At 64.4% G+C, this 22,539-nt stretch carries 12 protein-coding genes and 1 riboswitch; of the genes, 3 read left to right on the plus strand and 9 right to left on the minus strand.

Annotated elements, in window-relative coordinates; all coding sequences use genetic code 11:
• Window positions 1-217 precede the first annotated feature (217 nt).
• A complete protein-coding gene (gene ahcY, locus FFS30_RS14360) occupies window positions 218-1,648 on the minus strand; it encodes an adenosylhomocysteinase (protein WP_137913857.1) in 1,431 nt (476 codons plus the stop codon).
• A 15-nt stretch (window positions 1,649-1,663) separates the two neighbouring features.
• Window positions 1,664-1,764, minus strand: a riboswitch (S-adenosyl-L-homocysteine riboswitch).
• A 348-nt stretch (window positions 1,765-2,112) separates the two neighbouring features.
• On the opposite strand from ahcY, the gene FFS30_RS14365 reads away from it, so the two are divergent.
• Window positions 2,113-2,634: a hypothetical protein gene (locus FFS30_RS14365; protein WP_137913858.1), complete on the plus strand. Its 522-nt coding sequence runs from the start codon at window positions 2,113-2,115 to the stop codon at window positions 2,632-2,634.
• Window positions 2,635-2,700: 66 nt separating this feature from the next.
• Here FFS30_RS14365 and FFS30_RS14370 read toward each other — a convergent pair whose 3' ends face one another.
• The 7 genes from FFS30_RS14370 to FFS30_RS14400 form a co-directional block, all read right to left on the minus strand.
• Window positions 2,701-3,345: a hypothetical protein gene (locus tag FFS30_RS14370; protein WP_137913859.1), complete on the minus strand. Its 645-nt coding sequence runs from the start codon at window positions 3,343-3,345 to the stop codon at window positions 2,701-2,703.
• 10 nt (window positions 3,346-3,355) lie between these two features.
• A complete protein-coding gene (locus FFS30_RS14375; protein WP_249352462.1) occupies window positions 3,356-3,889 on the minus strand; it encodes a sigma-70 family RNA polymerase sigma factor in 534 nt (177 codons plus the stop codon).
• A gap of 100 nt (window positions 3,890-3,989) precedes the next feature.
• Window positions 3,990-6,104, minus strand: coding sequence for a S9 family peptidase (locus FFS30_RS14380; protein ID WP_249352464.1), 2,115 nt, complete (start codon window positions 6,102-6,104; stop codon window positions 3,990-3,992).
• A 145-nt stretch (window positions 6,105-6,249) separates the two neighbouring features.
• Window positions 6,250-9,000 carry a TonB-dependent receptor gene (locus FFS30_RS14385; protein WP_171014627.1) on the minus strand — a complete coding sequence of 917 codons (2,751 nt, stop codon included), beginning with the start codon at window positions 8,998-9,000 and terminating at the stop codon, window positions 6,250-6,252.
• 249 nt (window positions 9,001-9,249) lie between these two features.
• Window positions 9,250-12,282 carry a TonB-dependent receptor gene (locus tag FFS30_RS14390; RefSeq protein ID WP_171014628.1) on the minus strand — a complete coding sequence of 1,011 codons (3,033 nt, stop codon included), beginning with the start codon at window positions 12,280-12,282 and terminating at the stop codon, window positions 9,250-9,252.
• 113 nt (window positions 12,283-12,395) lie between these two features.
• Complete coding sequence (locus tag FFS30_RS14395) at window positions 12,396-13,415, minus strand: FecR domain-containing protein (RefSeq protein WP_137913863.1); 1,020 nt, start codon at window positions 13,413-13,415, stop codon at window positions 12,396-12,398.
• 1 nt (window position 13,416) lies between these two features.
• Window positions 13,417-13,980, minus strand: coding sequence for an RNA polymerase sigma factor (locus FFS30_RS14400; RefSeq protein WP_137913864.1), 564 nt, complete (start codon window positions 13,978-13,980; stop codon window positions 13,417-13,419).
• 145 nt (window positions 13,981-14,125) lie between these two features.
• Between FFS30_RS14400 and FFS30_RS14405 the strand changes: the two genes are divergently transcribed.
• Window positions 14,126-15,226, plus strand: a complete 1,101-nt coding sequence (locus tag FFS30_RS14405) for a cyanophycinase (protein WP_171014629.1) — start codon at window positions 14,126-14,128, stop codon at window positions 15,224-15,226.
• Window positions 15,227-15,236: 10 nt separating this feature from the next.
• Here FFS30_RS14405 and FFS30_RS14410 read toward each other — a convergent pair whose 3' ends face one another.
• On the minus strand, window positions 15,237-18,605 hold the full coding sequence (locus FFS30_RS14410; protein ID WP_137913866.1) for a hypothetical protein: 3,369 nt from the start codon (window positions 18,603-18,605) through the stop codon (window positions 15,237-15,239).
• A gap of 129 nt (window positions 18,606-18,734) precedes the next feature.
• On the opposite strand from FFS30_RS14410, the gene ppc reads away from it, so the two are divergent.
• Entirely contained in the window at window positions 18,735-21,488 is a 2,754-nt protein-coding gene (ppc, locus tag FFS30_RS14415; protein ID WP_283235213.1) for a phosphoenolpyruvate carboxylase, read from the plus strand.
• Window positions 21,489-22,539 lie beyond the last annotated feature (1,051 nt).

Genomic DNA, 22,539 nt, shown 5'->3' on the forward strand with positions numbered 1-22,539 from the left:
GTTCGAGCGCGCGGAACCGGCAGTCGGGCCCGAAACGGCTCGACGGTTCACGCGGATTCGCGTTGGCCGCAGGCCCGCCCCGCTTTGCCGTCGGGCTGCATGCTGCCGCGTGCAGGTGTCCCGCAACTGGGACCGCGGTCCGCTTTCGCTCCGACAAAACAAAACGGGCGCCTTTCGGCGCCCGTTCCGTTTCACGCTGCGACGGCGCGCAAGCCGATCAGTAGCGGTAATGCTCCGGCTTGTACGGACCGTTCACGTCCACGCCGAGGTAGGCGGCCTGTTCGGCAGTGAGCTTGGTCAGCACCACGCCGATCTTTTCCAGATGCAGGCGCGCGACTTCTTCGTCGAGCTTCTTCGGCAGACGGTAGACGGTCTTCTCGTACTTGTCCTTGTTCGCCCACAGGTCGATCTGGGCGAGGGTCTGGTTCGAGAACGAGTTCGACATGACGAAGCTCGGATGACCCGTCGCGCAACCCAGGTTCACCAAGCGGCCTTCGGCGAGCAGGAAGATGCTGTTGCCGTTGGCGAAGGTGTATTTGTCGACCTGCGGCTTGATGTTGGTGTGCTTGACGCCGGCCAGCGCCTTGAGCGCATCGACCTGGATCTCGTTGTCGAAGTGGCCGATGTTGCAGACGATGGCCTGGTCTTTCATCTTGGTCAGATGATCGATGGTGAGCACGTCCTTGTTGCCGGTCGTGGTCACGTAGATGTCGCCCTGGCCGAGCGTCGATTCGACCGTGTTGACCTCGAAGCCTTCCATCGCCGCCTGCAGGGCGTTGATCGGATCGATCTCGGTGACGACCACACGCGCGCCGTAGGCACGCAGGCTGTGCGCCGAACCCTTGCCGACGTCGCCGTAGCCGCAGACCACCGCAACCTTGCCGGCGAGCATCACGTCCATCGCGCGCTTGAGACCGTCGGCGAGCGACTCGCGGCAGCCGTAGAGGTTGTCGAACTTCGACTTGGTCACCGAGTCGTTGACGTTGATCGCGGGCACGAGCAGCTTGCCCTGCTCGGCGATCTGGTAGAGGCGGTGCACGCCGGTGGTGGTCTCTTCCGACACACCCTTCCAGTCCTTGACCACGCCGGTCCAGAAGCCCGGGCGCTCTTTGGCGACGCGCTTGAGCAGGTTCTTGATCACCTGTTCTTCGTGCGAGGACGACGGGCTGTCGACCCACTTGTCGCCCTGTTCGAGTTCATAGCCCTTGTGGATCAGCAGGGTCACGTCGCCGCCGTCGTCGACGACGAGTTCCGGACCCTTGTTGCCCGGGAAGGTCACCGCGTCGAGCGTGCAGTCCCAGTATTCTTCGAGCGTCTCGCCCTTCCACGCGAACACCGGCGTGCCGGTCTTGGCGATCGCGGCGGCGGCCTGGTCCTGGGTCGAGAAGATGTTGCACGAGGCCCAGCGCACGTCGGCGCCGACGTCCTTGAGCGTTTCGATCAGCACGGCGGTCTGGATCGTCATGTGCAGCGAGCCGGTCACGCGCACGCCCTTGAGCGGCTTGGACGCGGCGTACTGCTTGCGGATCGACATCAGGCCCGGCATCTCGTGCTCGGCGATGTCGATTTCCTTGCGGCCCCAGTCGGCGAGCGAGAGGTCGGCGACTTTGAAGTCTTGTTTGTCGGCGGGTTTTACCACAGCGTTCATTGGGAAGTGCTCCAGTGATTGCGGGCGCGGTTCGGTCAGGAACCCGAAACTCCGCCGAGCCTGGGGTTGCGCAACGTGTGGAGCAAAGATGCGAACCTGCAGCGCCCCTCGGCGGGTGAGGGGCCGCGATTATATCGCTTATTCGCGATGAAAAGATAAATAGACGTTAGGCGGGCAGGGCTGTGGTTCGGCGCTACCGCGCTCCGTTCGCGGTACAGCCACTTCGTTCGTGATGAGGCATCGAACCACGAATGCCAATCCCGGCGTGAATTCGTCCTTTTCTATACCCAGGAACCTGTGCCGGACTGGACCGGGGGACGAATAGGCCTGGCCGCAAACCGAGGCAGCCGGATCGGGCGCCCGCCCGCGGCGCAAATGGCCCCGTCGGGAGTGCGCGGATTGGCGATTCCCGGCGCGGCCGAGACGCGCAAACAATTCGCGCATCCACGCTGGGAGGACACGCCATGAAGTCACGCTTCTTGCTTGCGCTGATCGCCGTTTGCGCATTCTTCGTCGGCGGCGCCGATGCCGCCGAAACCGCGAAATCGTGCAGCGACGCGGAATTCCGCAAGTTCGATTTCTGGATCGGCGATTGGGACACGTTCGACGTGCCGGTCACGCCCGCGTCGAAATCGATCGCGCGCAACCATGTCGATGCGATCCTGGAAAACTGCGTGATCCGCGAAGACTACGACCAGTTCGACGGTCATCACGGCCAGAGCTTCACGATCTACGACGCCGCGCGCAAAGTCTGGCATCAAAGCTGGGTGACCAACCGCGGCGAGCTGCTCGTGCTCGAGGGCACGCGCACGGGCGAGCGCATCACGCTCGAAGGCGACATGATCACCGCGAAAGGCAAGCAGCGCTCGAGCGTGGTCTGGTATCCGCAAGGCGACGACGTGCGCGAGACCGCAACGGTGTCGAGCGACGGCGGCAAGACTTGGAAGCCGCTGTTCGACATCGTGTTCCGCAAGCACAAGGATTGATTGCGGGCCCCCTGCGCTAGCGGGTCTTCGCTGCTCCCACAAACCGCAGCGGCGAAGCGGACGGCGTTACGGCTGCTCGAATTTCGCGATCTCGTCGAGGAACTGCTTGGCGCCGTCGAGGCTCGCCGAGCGCGAGCGCACCGCGTTGGCGATCGAGGCCGGCCAAGGAATCCAGTACACCGTCGCATAGACGACGATCAGTCCGATGAGTCCGCTCGCGAGCCCGTAGTAGACCAGCTTCGGCAGGTTCACGTACAGATCGAAACCGAACCAAGCGCAGACAACTATGTCGGCCGGCACCCAGAGCAGCAGCCACGGCAGGCCGATATACCAGCCCGTGCGCATGTAGTGCGTGTGCAGACGCGTGAGTTGCTGTTCGATGCTCAGCACGGGAGCGGCGTAGTCGATCTGCGCAATCAGCACGAAGGTGCGCGCGACCACGCCGATCACGGCGATGCCGTAGAGGTGCATGACGAGCCCGGCGACGAACAAGTGCGGCGTCGCGAGATGATCGAACCAGAACGAGCCGGCGCAGAGCACGCAGACGATGCCGAAGGCGAGGACCGCGGCCTGCCCCCAGCTCAGCAGGCGCAAGCGTGCGCGCATCTTGTCGAGACGGCTTTCCTTGAACAGGTGGAAGTTGAGTGCGTTCTGCGCGTCGAGGCGCGCACCGAGCGTCTGCCAGGCGAGTTTCATGTCGTCGAGTTCCATTGCGGGCTCCTTATCGGTTCGTCGCGCCATCGCCCATGTCGGTGCGGATGCGCTGTTTGAGGCGGCTGATCTTGGTTGCCACGTTGGTTTCGCTGATGCCGAGAACGTCGGCGATTTCGCGGTAGCTCTTGTCTTCGAGATAGAGCAGGAGCAGGGCGCGGTTGAGCGGGTCGAGTGCGTCGATGAAGCGGCGCAGCAGGCGCATGCGCTCGTCCTGTTCGGCATCGCCGCTGCGCTCGTCGGCGACGTCGTGCAGATCCTCGTCGAGCGCGACCGCGTGGCGGTTGCGCAGCTCGGCGCTGCGCAGGTGCGAGATCGCGACGTTGAGCGCGATGCGGTAGAGCCAGGTCGAGAACGCGCGCGCATCTTCGTAGCGTGCGAACGCGCGCCAGCCCTGCGCGACGATTTCCTGGGCGAGGTCGGCGCGATCCTCGGGCGTACGCGCATAGGTGTTCGCCACCTTGAACACGATCTTGCGGTGGGCATCGATCAGTTGCTGGAACTGCGTGCGCCTCGCCGCGTCGTGAGCCGCCCCCATTGCCATTTGTGCTTCCATCGCCCGATGCCGGAATCATGCCTGTTGCCGACATGATTCGCACGGAGGCGAAAAAAATCACACGAGGATCGGTAGCGGCGTCGGATGCCTAGCGCGGCGCGGCGAGCCGGTCGAGGAAGAACGCGTACATGTCGGCGGTTTCGCGGTAGCGGGCATAGCGTCCGCTCTTGCCGTTGTGGCCTCCGTCCATATCGATCTTGAACAGCAGAGGACGCGTATCGGTTTTCATCGCGCGCAGCTTCGCCACCCATTTCGCCGGTTCGTAGTATTGGACCTGCGAATCATTGAGGCTTGTGGTGACGTACAGCGCCGGATAGTCGCGCGCCTGCACATGGTCATAAGGCGAGTACGACAGGATGTAGTCGTAAAACGATTTCTCGCGCGGATCGCCCCATTCCTCGTACTCGTTCGTCGTCGTCGGCACGCTGGGATCGAGCATGGTGGTGAGAACATCGACGAACGGTACGCCGGCGGCAAGGGCGCGGTAGTCGTTCGGCGCAGCATTGGCGATCGCCGCCATAAGCAGGCCGCCTGCGCTGCGTCCGGCGGCGAACACTTTGCCGCTCGCCGCGTAGCGCTGGGCGACGAGAAAGCGCGTGACGTCGATAAAGTCGTTGAACGTATTCTGTTTGTGCAGCAGCTTGCCGTCGTCGTACCAGCGGCTGCCCATCTCCGAACCGCCGCGCACGTGGGCGATAGCGATGACGAAACCGCGGTCGAGCAGCGAGGGATAGGCCGGATCAAATTTCGGATCGGACGAGACACCGTAGGCGCCGTAGCCGAGCTGCAGCAGCGGCGCGGAGCCGTCGCGGCGCAGGCTCTTGCGGTAAGCCAGCGAGATCGGGATGCGCGTGCCGTCGCGCGCGGTCGCCCAGGCACGCTCGACGGCGTATCGCGCCGGATCGTAGCCGGGCGCGGGCGTTTGTTCGCACTGCACCTCGCGGCCGTTGTCCATGTCGATGTCGCAGACCGTGCGCGGTGTGACCAGCGAGGTGTATTCGTAGCGCAGCAGGTGCGTGTTCTGCGCGGGGTTTTCGCCGAGCAGGGCGGCGTAGTCCGTCCATTCCGGCGCGACGTGGAACGAAGTGCCGTCGCGGCGCACGATGCGGATTCGGCGCAGCCCGTCGCTGCGCTCGCCGAGCGCGAGATAGCGGTCGAACGGAACCGCGCGTTCGATCAGCACCGCGTCGTCGGCCGCAACGATCTCGCGCCACGATGTTTTGTCGGCCGAGCTGCCGTCCTGCGCTTCGACTACGCGAAAGTTCGGCGCCTTCCAGTTGGTGCGGATCGTCCAACGATCGCCGATATGGTCCGCGTAGTACTCCACGCCGGCTTCGCGCGGCGCGAGCACGCGGAATTCCGCCTGCGGCGCAGCGGCCGAAGCGAAACGCACTTCGCTGGTCTGCCGGCTTTCCAGGCGGATCTGCACGTAGCGCTCGTCGCGCGTGCGCGCGAGGTCGATGGCGAAGCGGTTGTCGGATTCGGCGTAGACGATCGGGTCGGATTTCGCATCGGTGCCGAGGGTATGCCTACGGACGCGCACGCTGAACAGCGTGACCGGATCGTTCTCGACGTAGTACAGCGTCCTGTTGTCGTCGGCCCAGACCATCGAGCCGGAAGTGGCCGGCATCGCGTCGGCGAGGGTCAGCCCGGTGTCGAGATCCTTGATGCGGATCGTGCACTGGTAACGGCCGGTCGTGTCCTCGGCGTAAGCGAGCAGGCGTTCGTTCGGACTGACCTCGGTCGAACGCACATGGTAGTAGTTGTGCCCGCGCGCAAGCTGCGCTTCGTCGAGCAGCACCTGCTCGGCCGCGTCGGGCGAACCGCAGCGACGTGTGTAACGCGGATAGTCGGCGCCGTCGGCATAGCGCGTCTGATACCAGCAGCCGCGGATCTTGACCGGCATCGTCGCGTCGCTCGGTGCGATGCGCGATGTCGTTTCGGCATAGAGCTCGTCGGCGAGCGTGCGCAGCGGACGCATGCGACGCTCGTAGTACGCATTCTCGGCGCGCAGATAATCGAGCACGGCCGGATCGCTGCGCGTGTCGTCGCGCAGCCAGTAGTAGTCGTCGCTGCGATTGCCGTGCGGCGAGGCGACGACGTGCGCATGCTTCGCCGCGACGGGCGCCGTATCGGCCACGCGCACCGGATCGGTGCGCGCGGCGACACAGCCCGCAAGAAATGCCGCGGCGGCGCAAAGCACGGCGCCGCCGCCGCGGCCGCAAAAAAAATGGCCGCCGCGAACGTCCCGAGTTGCGGCGACCGACCCCTGTCCCCCTTTCCCCGCTGCCCGCATTCCGCGCACGGCCTGAGCTTCCGCGCTGCAGTCGGGCAGTCCCGCTGCTTTTTCAGTTCTTCTCGCCACCGAACTTGACGTTGAGATCGACGTACAGCGTGCGGCCGAGCGCGTTGAACCAGCGCGTCGGATAGTACGGATACGAGGTCCACGTGCTGTCGGAACGGCGCGGCTGCGAATCGAACAGGTTGTCGATGGTGACGCCGATGTTGACGTTCTTGTTCCAGCGATAGCCGAACGAGGCGTTGTACAGCATCGTCGGGCCCATGCGCTGGGTGCCGTCGTAGTTCGGCAGGCCGCCGAGGCGCGCGCCGTAGAGCGTCGTGGTGAAGTCGCTATAGGTCCACGTCACCGAGTAGTTGGCCTTGCTGCGCGGGATGACGTAGTCGTAGTAGTCGGTCAGTTCGTTGACGAACGGGTCGCCCGGGTAGTTCTGGATGCGGTTGGTGACGACGTAGGAACCGCCGAGGTTGAAGTCGAAGCTGCCGAGGCGGTCGGTCTGCCACAGGTAGTGGACTTTGAAATCCACACCCGAGGTGCGGTGCGTGGCCGCGTTGATCGGCAGCACCAGGACGGAGGTGATATTGCCGTTGCCGTCGCGCGAGACCTGGCTGACCGCGGCCTTGCACAGGCCCGAGTTGATATCGAGCTGGCCGGTGCGGCACTGTGCTTCCCAGCGCAGGATCAGGTCGCTGCTCTGGTAGACGAGTTCGTTCTTGAGGCTGATGATGTAGTAGTCGGCGGAGAAATCGAAGTTGCTGATCGGCGAGTAGACGAAGCCCCAGGTCGCCGATTTGCTCGTCTCGTTCTTCAGGTTGATGTCGCCGTTGCTGCGGCCGTTGAAGCTGACGTCGCCGTAATCGCAATTGTCCGGACTGACGCCGGCGCAGCGGTAGTAGTCGACGCCGCTCGAACTCGATCCGCTCGGGCCCGCATACAGATAGGCGAGGTCGGGCGCGCGGAAACCGGTCGAATACGAGCCGCGCACCAGTAGCGAGTCGATCGGACGGTATTCGAGGCCGATCGCATAGGTGAACTTGCTCGCCGAATTGCCGCTGAATTCGTAGCGGTCGAAACGGCCCGCGGCTGTCGCGGTGAGCTGAGAGAAAATCGGCACGCTGAACTCGAAGCCCGCGCCGGAATGGCTGCGCGAACCGACGGCGACCGTGTTGTGCAGGCCGTAGTAGCTGCCGTCGAGCGACATCGGATCGGGCTTGAGGCCGAAGTACTGGTTGCCGAATTCCGCGGTCGCGGCGAAGCCGACCGAACCCGCCGGCAATTGGAACAGATCGGTGTTGTTGACCTTGATCGAATAGTTCTCGGCGCGCGCGGTGTCGCGGTCGATCGAGTCCTGGGTGATCGAGGCGAACTGCGCGGGCGTCAGCGGCGTGTACAGGCGCTCATGCGGCGCATAGTACATCTGGTAGCCGGAGTCAGGATCGACGCCGAGCGACTGACCGAGGTAGAACGCGTTCGCCTTCGCCGCGATCAGCGCAGGCCACTTCGCTTCGAGCTGGTTCTGCGAGTGGCTGAACATCGCCTCGTACTGCCACGAGTCGCCGAACGAGCCCTTGACCCCGGTGTTGATCGAGAACGTGTTGTTGATGTTGCGGATCATCGCGCGGCTGAGGCCGCCGTTTTCTTCGTAGGTGAAATACTGGCGCTGCCACTGCTCGACCTGGTTGGTCGCCGTGTTGTAGAACGGCACATCGGTCGCGCCGCCGTTGAGCGGGTAGCTGTTACGCCATTTCAACTGGGTGTTGTAGGTTTCCTGATGCGAAGTGCTGTACTGCACGTCGGCAAAGAAATCCATGCGGTCGTTGAAGTGGTACGTCGCCGAAGCGTAGAAATTCGCTGCGCGGCGGCCGTTCAGCAGCGTGCCGTAGCCGACGTCGGAGAGGCTGCCGCAGTAATAGCCGTAGCCGCTGCGCTTCAAGTACTGCACCGTGCCCTGGTTGAGATACGAGAGCTTGTCGCAGGTCGCCTTGCCCGGATCGATGTAGTTGTCGTCGGCATCGATGATCGCGAACGTCGGTGAGGAAACCTTCGTCGGATTGGTACCGTAGCGCGGATCGTTGATGCGCGAAGCCGTGTAGCTGCGCTGATAGTCCCAGAGCGGATCCTGGTTGTAGATCTCGACGCCGAACACCGAATCGAACTTGTCGTTCGACCAGCCGCTGGTCAGGGTCAGGCGCTGCGAGGCCGCGCCGCCGTGCTGGGTGTCGCCCGTGCGGAAGTCGAGCGTGGTGCCGTCGGCCTTCTTCTTCATGATGAAGTTGATGACGCCCGAGATCGCGTCCGAGCCGTAGATCGCCGAGGCGCTGCCGGTGAGGATTTCCACGCGGTCGATCATCGACGCGGGAATGTTGGTGATGTCGGTGAAGTTGCTTTCGCCGTTGTACGACTGCGGATAGTCGGCGATGCGCCGGCCGTTGATCAGGATCAGTGTGTGATTGGGGCCGAGGCCGCGCAGATCGACGGCCTGCGCGCCGTTGGAGAAGCCGCCGGTGTTCTGGTTGTTGTCGAGCGCGCCGAGGTTCTGGCTCAGCGAGGACATGATGTCCGCGGTCGTAGCGAAGCCGCGCTGGACGATGTCCTTGGCGCTGATGACGGTGATCGGCGCCGGTCCTTCGACTTGGGCGCGCGGAATCATCGAGCCGGTCACGGTGACTTTCTCGAGCTGCGCGGTCTGCGACCCGTCCGCCGCACTGTTCTGCGCTTGCGCATTGGCGATGGCGAGCGGCAGAGCCGCCGCGATGAGCAACGAGAGAGCTGTGTGTTTGAGTACCCCGCGACGATCCATGAACATCCCCATAGCTGACGGCGCAACTGCCGAGTCAGAGCCATGACGGTTCAGTGAAGGATTTTTGAAATGCAGGCGAATCGGAGAGCAGCCGTTGCCTGAAAACGCTTCTTTTCGCTCGTCATTCCCGCATGCTCCTAGCGGGAATCCAGCGACTTGCCATTTCGCAAACAGCAAAGTGCAAAGGCACTGGATTCCCGCTAGGAGCATGCGGGAATGACGAGAAAAAAGCGGCAGCACTGCCCCCTTTCAGTCAACCCCGCCGAAACGATGATCCACTTCGAGCAGAATCTGCCGGCCGAGCGGGCTGAACCAGCGGTTCGGGTAGTACGGGTAGTACGACCAGTCGCCGCTGCGGCGCGGCGGCGAATCGAACAGGTTGTCGACGAGCAGGGTGAACGTCGTCGCCGGGCTGTAGCGGAAGTTGAGCGAGGCGTTATAGACGAAGGTCGGGCTCAGGCGCCGGGTGCCGGCCCAGTCGGGCAGGCCGCCGAGGCGGTAGCCGTACAGCGTCGCGGTGAACCTGCCGCGCGCCCACGCCGCCGAATAGCTGGCCTTGTCGCGAGGGATGACGTAATCGTAGAGGTCGTGCAGTTCGTCGATCGGCTCGTCGCCCGGAAACTGCTGCAGCGTATGCGTGGCGACGTAGGTGTAGGCGAGGTCGAAATCGAATCGGCCCGCGCGGTCGGTCTCGATGCGGTAATGCGCTTTCACGTCGATGCCCGAGGTGCGATCGGCCGCGGCATTGATCGGCAGGACGAGGACCGAAGTGATCTGCTCCGGGCTGGCGCGGTCGCTGGCCGGATTGCGCACGACCTGGGAGATCACCTGCCGACACAGTGCGGAATTCGGATCGAGGCCGCCAAGCCGGCACTGCGCTTCCTGGCGTAGGATCATGTCGCTCGATTCGTACAGCACTTCGTTCTTGAGGCGGATGCGGTAGTAGTCGGCGCTCAGATCGAAGCCGTGCCACGGCGAGTAGACGAAACCCCAGGTCAGCGAGGTGCTCGTTTCGTTGCGCAGGTCCGTGCTGCCGTGGCTGCGCCCGTTGAACGAGACATAGTTGTAGCTGCACGAGCCGAGCGGGACCGTGGGCTGCAGCTTGCCGCAAAGGTAGTAATCGATACCGGACGAACTCGAGCCGCTCGCGCCGGCGAACAGAAACGCCAGGTCGGGCGCGCGAAAGCCGGTGCTCAGCGAGCCGCGCAGCAGCAGCGATTCGACCGGGCGATATTCGAGGCCGAGCGACCAGGTGAAGCGCCCCGACGAGGTCGCGGCATAGTTGTAGCGGTCGTAGCGCGCGGCGCTGCTCAGGTCGAGGCCGCGCAGCAGCGGAACCTTGAATTCCGCGCCGATGCCGGCGTGGTCGCGCGAACCGACCGCGCCGGTGTTGTGCAGGCCGTAGTAACTGCCGTCGAGCGAGAGCGGATCGGGCTTGAGTCCGTAATACTGGTTGCCGTATTCGGCCACGGCGGCGAAGCCGGCCGGCCCGGACGGAAGCTGCAGCAGTTCGGGATTGGTCAGCGTCGCGCTGAAATTTTCCGCGCGCGAAAAATCGCGGTCGATCGAATCGCGCGTGATCGAGCGGAACTGCGCGACCGTCAGCGGCGTGTACAGACGGCTGATCGGTGCATCGTAGATGCGATAGCCGCTGGCCGGATCGATGCCGAGCGAGGGGCCGAGGTAGAACGCCTGCGCTTCGGCCGAGACCAGCGCGGGCCATTTGCTCTTGAGGCGGTTTTGCGCGTGGCCGAACAAGGCTTCAAACGACCAGTCCGTGCCCGGCAGCGTGCCCTTCAATCCCGTATTGACCGAGTACGTGTTGCCGATATTGCGGATCTTGCCGGCCTCGAAGCCGCCGTTCTCCTCGATCGTGAAATAGCGTCGCTGCCACTGCTCGATGCGGCCCGTGGCAAGGTTGTAGAACGGCACCGGCGCCGAATCGCCGTTGAGCGGTTCGCTGTTCTGCCATTGCAGCGGTGTGTTGTAGCTTTCCTGGTGCGAGGTGCCGGCGAGCAGATCGACGAAGAAATCGAGATCCGGCCGCAGATGCCAGCTTACCGACGCGAACAGGTTGGCCATCTTGCGGCCGTTGGTCAGCGTGCCGTAGCCGACGTCCTGGTTGCTGCCGCAGTAGTGGCCGACGTTGGGGCGGTAAGCGTAGAACACCGAGCCGTGGTCGAGCGATGACAGCGCCGCGCAGGTCGCCGCGCCCGGATCGATGTAGTTGCCGTTCGCGTCGATGCGCGCGAACACCGGCGAGGCGTAGGTCGGCACCGGGGAGTCGAGGCGCGAGTCGGTGTAGTCGCGCTGGAATCCCCACAGTGGTGCCTGATGGTAAAACTCCAGGCCGACCACCGCATCGACGCGCTCGCTCGACCAGCCGCTGCTGAATTGCAGGCGATGGGTTTCCGCGCCGCCGTGCTGCGTATCGCCGATGCGCAGGTTCAGCGTGGTGCCGTTGGCTTTTTGCTTGAGGATGAAATTGATCACGCCCGAGATCGCATCCGACCCGTACACGGCCGACGCGCTGCCGGAGAGAATCTCGACGCGGTCGATCAGCGACACCGGAATGTTCGAGATGTCGGTGAAATTGCTGTCGCCGAGATAAGACTGAGGGTAGTCGGCGATGCGGCGGCCGTTGATCAGCACGAGGGTGTGATTCGGGCCGAGGCCGCGCAGATCGACGCCGATCGCGCCCGGCGAGAAGCCGTTCGTGTTCGTGTTGTTTTCTACCGAACCGAGGTTCTGCGTCAGCGCGGTCATGATTTCGTAGGCCGAGCCGAAGCCGTTGTCGCGGATTTCGTCCGCGGTGATCGCGACGATCGGCGCCGGTCCTTCGAGTTGCGCGCGCGGGATGCGCGAGCCGGTCACCTTGACCGCATGCAGTTGCAAGGTCGCCGATGCCGTCGTCTGTGCCGGTTGCGGCGTCGGCAGCGTATCGGCTTGCGCCGCGACTGCCGCGGCGGCGCCACGCGGCGCGACCGCGACCGTTCCTGTATCGATGAACTCCGGTGCGAAGCCGGTGCCGTCGAGCAGCCGGTCGAGCGCCGCGGTGGGCGACAGGCGGCCGTTCACGCCCGGCGATCGCGCCGCGCCGATATTCGCGCCCGAGGTGAGCACCTGCACGCCGGATTGCCGCGAGTATTCGATCAGCGCGCTCGCCAGCGGCTGCGCGGGAATGGAGAACTCGCGCGGGTTGGGCGTTGCCTGCGCATACAGAGAGGCGGCGGCGAACAGGGCGAAAGCGATGGCGAGCAGACGCAGAATGCGTGCTTGCAATCTCAACTTCCGACCCACCATGCGCAACCTCGTCAACCGGCGCAGAAGGCGCCGTGCCAGAACCCCAACGGCTATTTTGACGGATTTCGGGCGGCGATTGCGGCCGCGCCGGTCTAGCGCGTGTCGCGGTTGGCGGCTGAGAGGGTCACGCGCTCGCCGTCGGCGGCGACGCGCAACGGCAGGATCTTCGGCAGCGCTTCCAGCCAGCTGTCGAGCGCCGTGGTATCGACCGTGCCGGTGAACGCGAGCGCGCCGAGCTTGGTGTCGGCCAGGGTCAGCGGCCGGGTCGAATAGCGATTGATGTTGGCGACGACCGAATCGAGCGGCTCGTTGACGAATTCGAGGCGGTGCTCGCGCCAGCCCACGGCATGGCCGGCGGAAATCGTGCTGACGGTGAGGCCGGACGCGCGCGGATCGAACGAGATCTGCTGGCCGGCGACCGCTTCGACCGCCTCGGCGGCCGACTGCCTGCCGTTGGCCTGGCCCTCGCTGCTGGCGATGCGCACGCGGCCTTCGGAGACGGTGATGGCGACGCGGTCGCCCGTGCGGCGCACGTTGAACGCGGTGCCGACCGCGCGAATCGACACTTCGCCGGCGTTGACGACGAACGGGCGCGAGGTGTCGTGAGCGACCTGGAAGAACGCCTCGCCCGCGCTCAGGTCGACGTCGCGCCGGTCGCGGGCGAAATGCGTGGTCAGCCGCGTCGCGCCGCCGAGCGCGATCTGCGAACCGTCGGACAGGGCGACGTTGCGGTCGACCGCAATCGTGGTGGCGTAATTCCCGGTCTCGACGGCGCTGGCGCGTTGGTGATTCCAGAACAGCACGCCGGCGGCCACGGTGGCGAGCACGAACGAAGCGGCCAGTGCGAACGGCAGCCAGCGCGCGGTGCGCGCCGACGCCGGTGCAAACTCGCGCACGAAGTCGCGCTTGGTTTCCGCGTCGAGCGCGCCGAGCTGGGCGCCGAGTTCGTCCACGCGCGCGAAGGCGTCGAGGCGGCGCGTATCGGCGCCGGTCCATTCCAGCCACGCCTCTTCCACGCGTGCGGCCTTGCGCCGGTCACGCAGCCGCGTCCACCAGTCGGCGGCGGTCTGCAGATTCGGGTCGATGCCCGGTTCGCGTTTGTCTTTGTCCATGTCAACGTTCCTCCTGTGCATCCAGGCATGCGCGGCAGTGCGCGAGCGCGCGCGCCACGTGGTAGCGCACCATGCGCTCGGTCAGTTTCATCGTGCGTGCGATCGCGTCGAATTCGCGGCCTTCGATCGCGTGCATCACGAACGCCGCGCTGGTCTTGCGCGGCAGCTCGCGCAGCGCCTCGCGCACGAGGCGCAACTGATCGACCGCGAGTGCGCGGCGTTCCGGCACGGGCGTGTCGAGCCATTCCTCGAACAATTCCTCTTCGCCCGCTTCGGCGCGCACGTTGCGCTGGCGCAGGCGATCGACGGCGAGGTTCGAGGCGATGCGGAACAGATAGGCGCGCAGAAAGCCGACCTGCTCCGGGTGTTCGAGGCGGAGCAGGCGCACATAGGCTTCCTGCGCGACCTCCTGCGCCTCGGCGATCGAATCGAGCCGGCTCGACAGAAACGCGATCAGCGCCCGGTTGTGCTCGCGGAACAGCCCGGCGACCTGCGTGGCATGCGCCGCGCCGTCGCCGTCGGGCCGCCCGAAAGCGGGTTCGCGTTGGAATTCTGCCTGGCTCAAAAACGCACCGTCTGCCGTGCCTAGTCGTTGACTAGACGATTATGCGCCATCGGATTGAAACGCGACCGCATTGCGGCGGCACATTTCAAAATCCGCCGCCGGCTTCGTCATGGCAAGAATTGCAGCCAACGAGGACGTCCACCGCATGCGCATCCGTACCGCCGCCGCCTTCTTCGCCCTGATCGCTTGCGCCGCGCTCGCGCACGCCGCCGACGGCGCCGCCTCGGCGAAGAATTATCGCGACAAGAACTTCGACTACTTCGTCAGCGGCGATCCGGCCAAGCCGCGCGCCGCGCATACGCAGTTCGGCCTCGCCCTGATGGGCGGCGGCGGCAAACTCGATGCGGCCTATCGCTTCATCGCTACGCACGCGGGCGGCGGCCACATCGTCATCCTGCGCGCGGTCAGCGACGACAGCTATGACCCCGACGACGGCAATTACGGCGTGTCGTTCAGCAAGGAATGGGGGCCGGTCGTCTCGGCCGAGACCATCGTGTTCCACAACCGCACGGCGTCGAGCGATCCGCGCGTGATCGCGGCGCTCAAGAACGCCGATGGCATCTTCCTCGCCGGCGGCGACCAGTCGAACTACATCAAGTACTGGAAAGGCACGCCAGTGCAGGAGGCGCTCAACGCGCACGTCGCGGCGAACCGCCCGATCGGCGGTTCGAGCGCGGGCCTCGCCATCCTCGGCCATTACAGCTACGGCGCGCTCGACGGCGGCAGCCTGGAGTCGAAGGTCGCGCTTGCCAATCCGTTCGACGCGGCAGTGACTTTGGAAAGCGATTTCCTCCACTATCGCCATCTCGACGACGTCATCACCGATACGCACTTCTCGCAGCGCCATCGCCTCGGCCGCCTGATCACCTTCCTCGCGCGGCTCAACCCGCCCTCGGCGAAGGCGCCGGCGAACGCGGGCAAGATCTTCGGCATCGGCGTCGACGAGAAAACCGCACTGCTGATCGGCGCCGACGGCGTGGGTCGCCTCGCCGAGGGCTCGGCCGGCAGCGCGTGGATCGTCTTGCCGCAGAAATCTCCGACGGTGCTCGCCGCGGGCAAGCCGTTGTCGTATCCCGACATCCACCTCGTCCAACTCGGCACCGCGGGCAGCATCGATCTGAAGTCGCGCGCTGTGAATGGGCCGACCGCGGAAACGACGATCTCGATCAATGCCGGCAAACTCGCGGCCGATTCGATCGCGGCGAAAATTCTGACGCGCGACCAGCCGCAGCCCGGCGAGGACTGAGCGGGCGCGATCAGAGCGTCGCGCAGCCGCCGAGCTTGGTCAGGTGCAGGCTGCCGCTCAGGCCCGCATAGGCGTGCGCGACGTTCGTATCGGCGAATTGATAGTCCACCTGGACGCGATCGCAGCCGGCGAACGTCAGCGTTGCGGTGCCGACCTGGCTCGAATTGCGCGTTGGCAAACCGTCGAGCGTGCCGCCGAGCGCCTGCAGGATCGGTACGGTGACCTTGCCGCCTTGCGCGTTCGCGAGATCGCCCTGCAGCGAGAACCACTGCTGGTTCAACGGATCGTTGCCGGCGCCGGCAGGGTCGTAGGTGAACCACGCGCCGAACAGTAGGCCGCCGGCGCCGTTGCCGGCCGGAACCACAGTCAGTTCCATACCCTGCCCGGACGTGTTCGTGTCGTACCACGATCCGCTTTGCCGCGCGTCGAAGCCCTGTGCGGGAGGATTGACGGACACCGCCTGCGTCGAGCCGTCCGCAAGCTGGCACGCTGAAGCCTGTGGCGTCAGCCGGGTCAATGTGATCGTGCCGGCCAAGCCGCCATTGGTGCCCGCGTCGAATTGATAGTGCAGGCTGCCGTGGCCGCAGTCGGCAAAGTTCAGCGTCGCCGTTCCGACCTGCTTCGCTCCGTTCTTGCCGGAGTTGAACGTGCCGGGCGAATCGGCGACGTAGATATTCAAATCGACCGACTTGGCGCCGGCGCCGGGCTGTCCCTGCAGCGTGTACCACACGTTCCCCGAAGGACCGTTCGCCTGAGTCCGAGTGAAGGTGAACCACGGCATGAAGACGGTCGTGTTGCCGGCGATATAGTCGACGATAAAACCCTGGCCGGTGGAATAGGGCGAGTACCACGCGCCGGCGATGCCGGGCTGGTCGACGCGGATCGGCGGTGGGATATCGAATGGGTGTGAGAGCGTATTGACCTGCAAGGCCGTACCCGCGGCCGTGTCTGTCGTGTAGCTGGCGATCATCAGCGCACCGCTGTCGGACAGGGAGGCTTGGATCAGCGTGAAAGCGTCCACCCCGCTGCCTTCATTACGCAATCCCAGATCGCTGCCATCCGCTGTGTTGAGCAGCCGCAATTCAATCTTGTTTGCATAGCTGGTCAGCAACAACGCTCGTTGGGTCGATGAATCGACCAACAGCTTCGGCGTTGCGGTGTAATCCGATATGCGCGGATACGGTGCGTACACATTCCAGGCCATGCTGCCGTCGTTTAGCGACAGCTTCACGATGTAGCCTTTTTTTAAATTGGTTCCCTCTACATAGGCGGTGATATCGTAAAGATAGAAATAAACAAATCCATCGATCGTCCGGATCGGAGTGGCCGAGATTCTAGAGAGCGGCGGGTACGAATTGAAAGACAAAGGAAGGGAGGCTTTCCATTGCAACTTGCCACTAGTGTCGAGGCGTGCTACCGAAGCCGGTCCAATAAGTTGAATTAGCAATGCGCTGCCGTCATCCATTAGCCGAGCGGAATAGGCAGTTATGTCCAAAGTGGTCGAATAGATTTGCGTCCCATCGACTGCAAACTTGACTAAGGCGGACGAGGAAACCTGCGTTAGAGCATTGCCGTTGGAATCGATCGAGAAGCCTCTCCACGTCTCGCTGGACGGCAGTATCGGCACATCGTGCAATACATGGCCTGCGGTGTCGATCAGCGCATGGCGCACGCCGTTCTCGACGCCATAGATCACGAGCAATTTATCGTCCTGCAATATTTTTATTTGCTCATCGCCGGTCTGATTCGTTTGCGGATTAGAGGCGGTCAGTACTGCGGATGCAATCTCAACTCCCGTGTGGCGTGCGTAGCACTGCACGGTCTCAGCGGTAGCCAAAATTCCGACGACGCAGATATTGGTTTTGCCCACATCCATTGAAGGGTAGTCGGGCATCGATGTTGGTTGCGTGGACCACAACAACTCGCCCGTTTTCGAGTAAGCCTTAATCGAAGACAGATTCGTTACCGGGTTCGTCGTTCTCAGATAGATGCTCCCATCGGCTGCCACCAATCCCTGCGAGCCATAATTCACGGTCGGAACGATCGATGTCGTTTGCGGAGAGGGAAGCGAGTTTCCTTTGCGGTCCATGCGAGCGAACTGTCCGGGGATCGTGGTCAGACTGCTGCTGTCCGGGAGAATCGCCGTATCGAAAGGGATCAGGGAGTTTCCCGAGCCGATAGTCTTGCTGGAGTAGAGAGAATTGCCGTTGCCGTCGAAACGCGTTTGCGCCACGTCCCAGGCGCCGGTGTGCCGATTTATATATTGAACACCGACGAGAAAGTCGCCAATGGCGCTCGTGCGCAGTGCTGTCGAGTTGTAATAGTGATCGCTGTCCGTTGGCGGAAGTCCTGAGGATTTTTGCCAGAGCATCACGCCGGCTGCGGAAATTTTGGCAAGCGTCGCGGAGGAATCTTGGGCAGTGCCGCTCGGTGCCGTCTGATGGTAGTAGACCACGGCGGCACTGCCGTCGGGCAGGGCGGCGGTGTCGATCATGTCGGACAACGGCGATCCGATTACGTCAAAACTGTGCGACCAACGCACGTTGCCGTTCGGAGTCAGGCTCATGCCGTACAGTTTGAGATGGGTTCCGTCGCCCGCGCCCTGTAAACCGTAGGCATACAGATTGCCGTCGGTTCCGACGCAAGCGCTGTAAAGCACGGTTTGATCGTCTGCGCTTGGAGCTTGCGCGCGCCACAGTACTTTGCCGTCGAAAGCGATTTTTTCGACTGTTGCCGTAGAGTGAAACGGCGGGTAGGTCAGGTCGAAGAGCCCCACTTGGCCGATGACGAAAGTAGCGCTCGAATTTGGCTCGGCGATGCGGTTTTCCGTCACCAGATTGTCCCCGGTTGCGGGCATCGGCGACAGAAACGCACCGTCGGACGATAGGCGGTCGCCACCGTAAATCGAGAGGCTGCCGTCTCCTTCGATACGAACCCGATTTACACAGGGAGTATCTGCCCCCAAATATGACCCGCCGGCCTGCGTCGACCAAAGCAGCGCGCCATTGGCAAGATAGCGACGCGTGTAGCAACCGCTGCTTGAAAACGAGCTGACGTATTCAATGCTGACCGCGCCGCCGTCGGGATAGGCGATAAGGGCGAAGGCCTGCACGGATGCGGAGTAGTCGTATTCCAGCTCGGGATGCGGATAGCGCACAATTCGGGCATTTCCATCGTTGTCATACCGAACCAATGCCGGCGTGTGGTCGGCTGTGCCAAGTGCCCAAAAGCCGGTCGCATCGGACTGGCTGGTTCTGCCGGGAGAAAAATCCGATGGTTGCGTGTCCGCAACGATGAAATTCGAATCCCAGGCGGCGGCGAGGCCGGGCAGGAAAAGAGTCAGGACGAACGCGACAACGCGCAGCAGTAATGGCGACATGACTCCGTAAACCTTTTTGATTTGCGACCCAGACATAGCATTGCAGCTTTCTTGGCGCCCGCTCAACACTCGCTACGAAAGCGCATAGGGCAATAGAGTCGTTGCCGAACTTGTTGCGACGCACAAGAGATGGCACAGTGGCGATTCGCCTTCCTCATCAACGGATGCTTACCGGTGGCCGTAAACAAACGCCGTGAAATCGACTTCCTGCCGACCGACGGCCCCTTGCGCGAAGACGTGCGCCGGCTCGGCGCGATGGTCGGCGACATGCTCGCCGAGCAGCTCGGGCATGCGTTCTTCGCCAAGGTCGAGGCGCTGCGCACGACCGCGATCCGCCTGCGCAGCGCGGGCGATTCGCCCGAGGCGCTGGCTTCGGAAGTGTCGGGGCTCGCGCCGCAGCTTGCCGAGCAGTTGACGCGCGCGTTCGCGACTTATTTCCAGGTCGTCAATATCGCCGAGCGCGTGCACCGCATCCGCCGCCGCCGTGACTACGAACGTGCCAGCGCGACCGCGCAGCCGGACAGTTTGAAGGACGTGCTGCAGCGTCTGAAGGAGGCCGGCGTCGGCCTCGAAGAAATTACCGCGTGGCTGGCCAAGCTCGATATCGAGCCGGTGTTCACCGCGCATCCGACCGAAGCGGTGCGCCGCACCCTGCTTGAAAAGGAGCAGGTGATCTTCCGTTGTCTGATCGCCGATCTCGACGCGCAGCGCACGCCGCACGAACGCGAAGTCGATCTCGCGCGTCTGCGCACCGCGCTGACCGCGGGCTGGCAGACCGCCGATGCGGCGCGCGCGAGACCGCGCGTGCAGGACGAGTTCGAGCACGTCGGCTTCTATCTCGGCGGGCCGATCTACCGCATCGTGCCGGTGTTCTACGAAGTGTTCGAGCAGGCTCTCGCCGAGGTTTACGGTGAAACCCTGCCTTTGCCGACGATGCTGCGTTTCGGTTCGTGGGTCGGCGGCGATATGGACGGCAACCCGAACGTCAACGCCGAGACGATCGCGGCGACCTTGCGCGCGCAGCGCGCGCTGGCCCTGCGTCGCTACGACGCCGAGATCGTCGAACTGTCGCGCGAGCTGAGCCAGACCTTGGGCCACACCACGGTCGACAAAGCCGTGCTCGCGCGCAATGATCACTATCGCGCGCAGCTGCCGCAGGTCGCCGCCACGCTCAATCCACGCTACGCCGATATGCCGTACCGCGTGCTGCTCGCCTTCGTGCGCGCGCGCCTGCAGGCGACGGTCGACGAAAAAGAGGCGACCTACGGCTCGGCCGCGGAACTGCACGCCGACATCCAGTTGATCGCCGACAGCCTGCGCGCGAACAAGGGCCGCAACGCGGGCTGGTTTTCCGTGCGCCGCCTGCTCTGGCGCATGCGCACGTTCGGTTTTCATCTCGCCCGGCTCGACGTGCGCCAGGACTCGCGTGTGCATGCGGCGGCGCTCGCCGTCGCGCTCGCCGATGAAGAATGGGAAACGCGCGACGCCGCGGCGCAGGCTGAGAAACTCGAAGCCTATGCGCGCGGCGATGCCGAGCTGCCCGAGCCGGCCGACGACAAGGGCGAGATGCTCGATGCGGTGTTCGATCAGCTCGCCTACGCGCGCGACGCCTACGGCACCGGCGCGATCGGCCTCTACATCATCAGCATGGCGCGTAGCGCGGCCGACGTGCTCGCCGTGCTCGCGCTCGCGCGGCGTGCGCAGTTCGTCGACGAGCACGACCACGTGCCGCTCGACATCGCGCCGCTGTTCGAGACGGTCGACGATCTCCGCCACGCGCCGGCGACGTTGTCAGCGCTGTTCGCCGATCCGGTCTATCGCGCCCACCTCGCTGCGCGCGACGACCGCCAGACCGTGATGCTCGGCTATTCGGATTCGTCGAAGGACGGCGGCATCGTCGCTTCGCGCTGGGCGCTGCAGAATGCGCAGGTCGAGTTGTTGAAAATCGCCCACGGCGCCGGTGTGCAGATCGCCTTCTTCCATGGCCGCGGCGGCTCGGTCAGCCGCGGCGGCGGCAAGACCACGCGCGCGGTGATCGCCTCGCCGCGCGGCTCGATCGCCGGGCGCCTGCGCGTGACCGAGCAGGGCGAGGTGATCCATCGCAAGTTCGGCATCCGCGCGCTCGCGCTGCGCAATCTCGAACAGACCGTCGGCGCCGTGCTCTGGGCAAGCCTGCGTCCGCGTCCGCCCGAGCCGCGCGAAGCGGCGTGGCGCGAGGCGGTCGACGTCGCCGCGAATCACGGCGCGGCCGCGTATCGCGCGCTGATCAGCGCCGAAGGCTTCATGGATTATTTCCGCGCGGCGACACCGATCGACGTGATCGAGCGCATGACCCTCGGCTCGCGGCCGTCGCGCCGAGGCTCGGGCTCGATCGACAACCTGCGTGCGATCCCGTGGGTGTTCGCCTGGACGCAGAACCGCTGCGGCCTGACCGGCTGGTACGGCGTCGGCACGGCACTCGAACGCGCTGCGGCCGACGTCGGCGAAGACGTGCTGCGCGAGATGGCGCAGGGCTGGCCGTTCTTCCGCACCATGCTCGACGACGTCGAAATGGTGATGGCGAAGTCCGATCTCGAAATCGCCGCGGCGTTCTCGCGTCTCGCCGGCCCTCTGCATGAGAAATTCTTCACCCAGATCGAAGCCGAGTTCGCTCGCGCCGAGGCGTGGATCCTGCGCCTCAAGGGCACCGACCGTGTGCTCGCCGAAGACCCGCGTCTGGCTTTGTCGATCCGCCTGCGCAATCCCTATCTCGACCCGATGAACCTGATGCAGGTCGATCTCGTTTCGCGCTGGCGCGCGGCCGGCCGCGAAGACGAAGCGCTGCTGAGCGCGCTCGTGGCGACGGTCAATGGGATTTCGGCGGGAATGCAGAATACCGGCTGACCGTGCTTCCCCTTCTCCCATCGGGAGAAGGTGGCGCGGCAGCGCCGGATGAGGGAAAAGCCTTACTGCGCTCGCGGCGTTCCCGAAAGTGCGAGGGCTTGCCCTCATCCGCCCTGCGGGCACCTTCTCCCGGTGGGAGAAGGGAGGCTAGGGGCGCGCGAGAAGACGAAGCGCTGCTGGGCACGATCGTAGCGACGATTGGCGGGATTTCGGCAGGACTGCAGAGTCCCGGTTGACCGTGCTTTCCCTTCTCTCATCGGGAGAAGGGGGTGCGGCAGCTCCGGATTAGGGAAAAGCCTCGCTGCGCTCACGGCATTCCCGAAAGTGTGAGGCCTTGCCCTCATCCGCCCTGCGGGCACCTTCTCCCGGTGGGAGAAGGGAGGCTGGAGCCGCGTGCGAAGACCAAGCGCTGCTGGGCGCGATCGTAGCGACGGTTAGCGGGATTTCGGCAGGAGCAGAGTCCCGGCTGACCGTGCTTTCCCTTCTCCCGTCGGGAGAAGGTGGCGCGGCAGCGCCGGATGAGGGAAAAGCCCCGCTGCGCTCGCGGCGTTTCCGAATGTGTGAGGCCTTGCCCTCATCCGCCCTGCGGGCACCTTCTCCCGGTGGGAGAAGGGAGGCTGGAGTCGCGTGCGAAGACCAAGCGCTGCTGGGCGCGATCGTAGCGACAGTTAGCGGGGTTTCGGCAGTACTGCAGAGTCCCGGCTGACCGTGCTTTCCCTTCTCCCGTCGGGAGAAGGTGGCGCGGCAGCGCCGGATGAGGGGAAAGCGTTGCCAGTCTCGTGACGTTCCCGGGAGTGTGAGGCCTTGCCCTCATCCGCCCTGCGGGCACCTTCTCCCGGTGGAAGAAGGGGAGCTAGAGCGGCGCGCGATGCGAGGTCACCGTCAGTGAGGCGTGCGATAAATCCATGCCTTCCCATTGAGGCGAGAGAACGACGTGCAGCGGCGTCGAATCCACTTCAAAGCCCACGTCGAACGTGTTGCATCCGGCGGCACAAATAGCCGCACGTGATAAGACAGTGCGCCGCCCGCTATCGACATAAGCAATCGAAAT

Origin of the sequence: Rudaea sp. 3F27F6 (assembly GCF_005503555.1) — a bacterium.
Lineage (GTDB): Bacteria > Pseudomonadota > Gammaproteobacteria > Xanthomonadales > Rhodanobacteraceae > Rudaea.

Bases quoted from the DNA above. Each gene is read 5' to 3' on its own strand.
- FFS30_RS14405 (WP_171014629.1), top strand. From the start codon at position 14,126: ATGCGCATCCGTACCGCCGCCGCCTTCTTCGCCCTGATCGCTTGCGCC.
- ahcY (WP_137913857.1), bottom strand. From the start codon at position 1,648: ATGAACGCTGTGGTAAAACCCGCCGACAAACAAGACTTCAAAGTCGCC.
- FFS30_RS14370 (WP_137913859.1), bottom strand. From the start codon at position 3,345: ATGGAACTCGACGACATGAAACTCGCCTGGCAGACGCTCGGTGCGCGC.
- FFS30_RS14385 (WP_171014627.1), bottom strand. From the start codon at position 9,000: ATGGATCGTCGCGGGGTACTCAAACACACAGCTCTCTCGTTGCTCATC.
- FFS30_RS14395 (WP_137913863.1), bottom strand. From the start codon at position 13,415: ATGGACAAAGACAAACGCGAACCGGGCATCGACCCGAATCTGCAGACC.
- FFS30_RS14410 (WP_137913866.1), bottom strand. From the start codon at position 18,605: ATGTCGCCATTACTGCTGCGCGTTGTCGCGTTCGTCCTGACTCTTTTC.
- ppc (WP_283235213.1), top strand. From the start codon at position 18,735: ATGGCACAGTGGCGATTCGCCTTCCTCATCAACGGATGCTTACCGGTG.
- FFS30_RS14375 (WP_249352462.1), bottom strand. From the start codon at position 3,889: ATGGCAATGGGGGCGGCTCACGACGCGGCGAGGCGCACGCAGTTCCAG.
- FFS30_RS14365 (WP_137913858.1), top strand. From the start codon at position 2,113: ATGAAGTCACGCTTCTTGCTTGCGCTGATCGCCGTTTGCGCATTCTTC.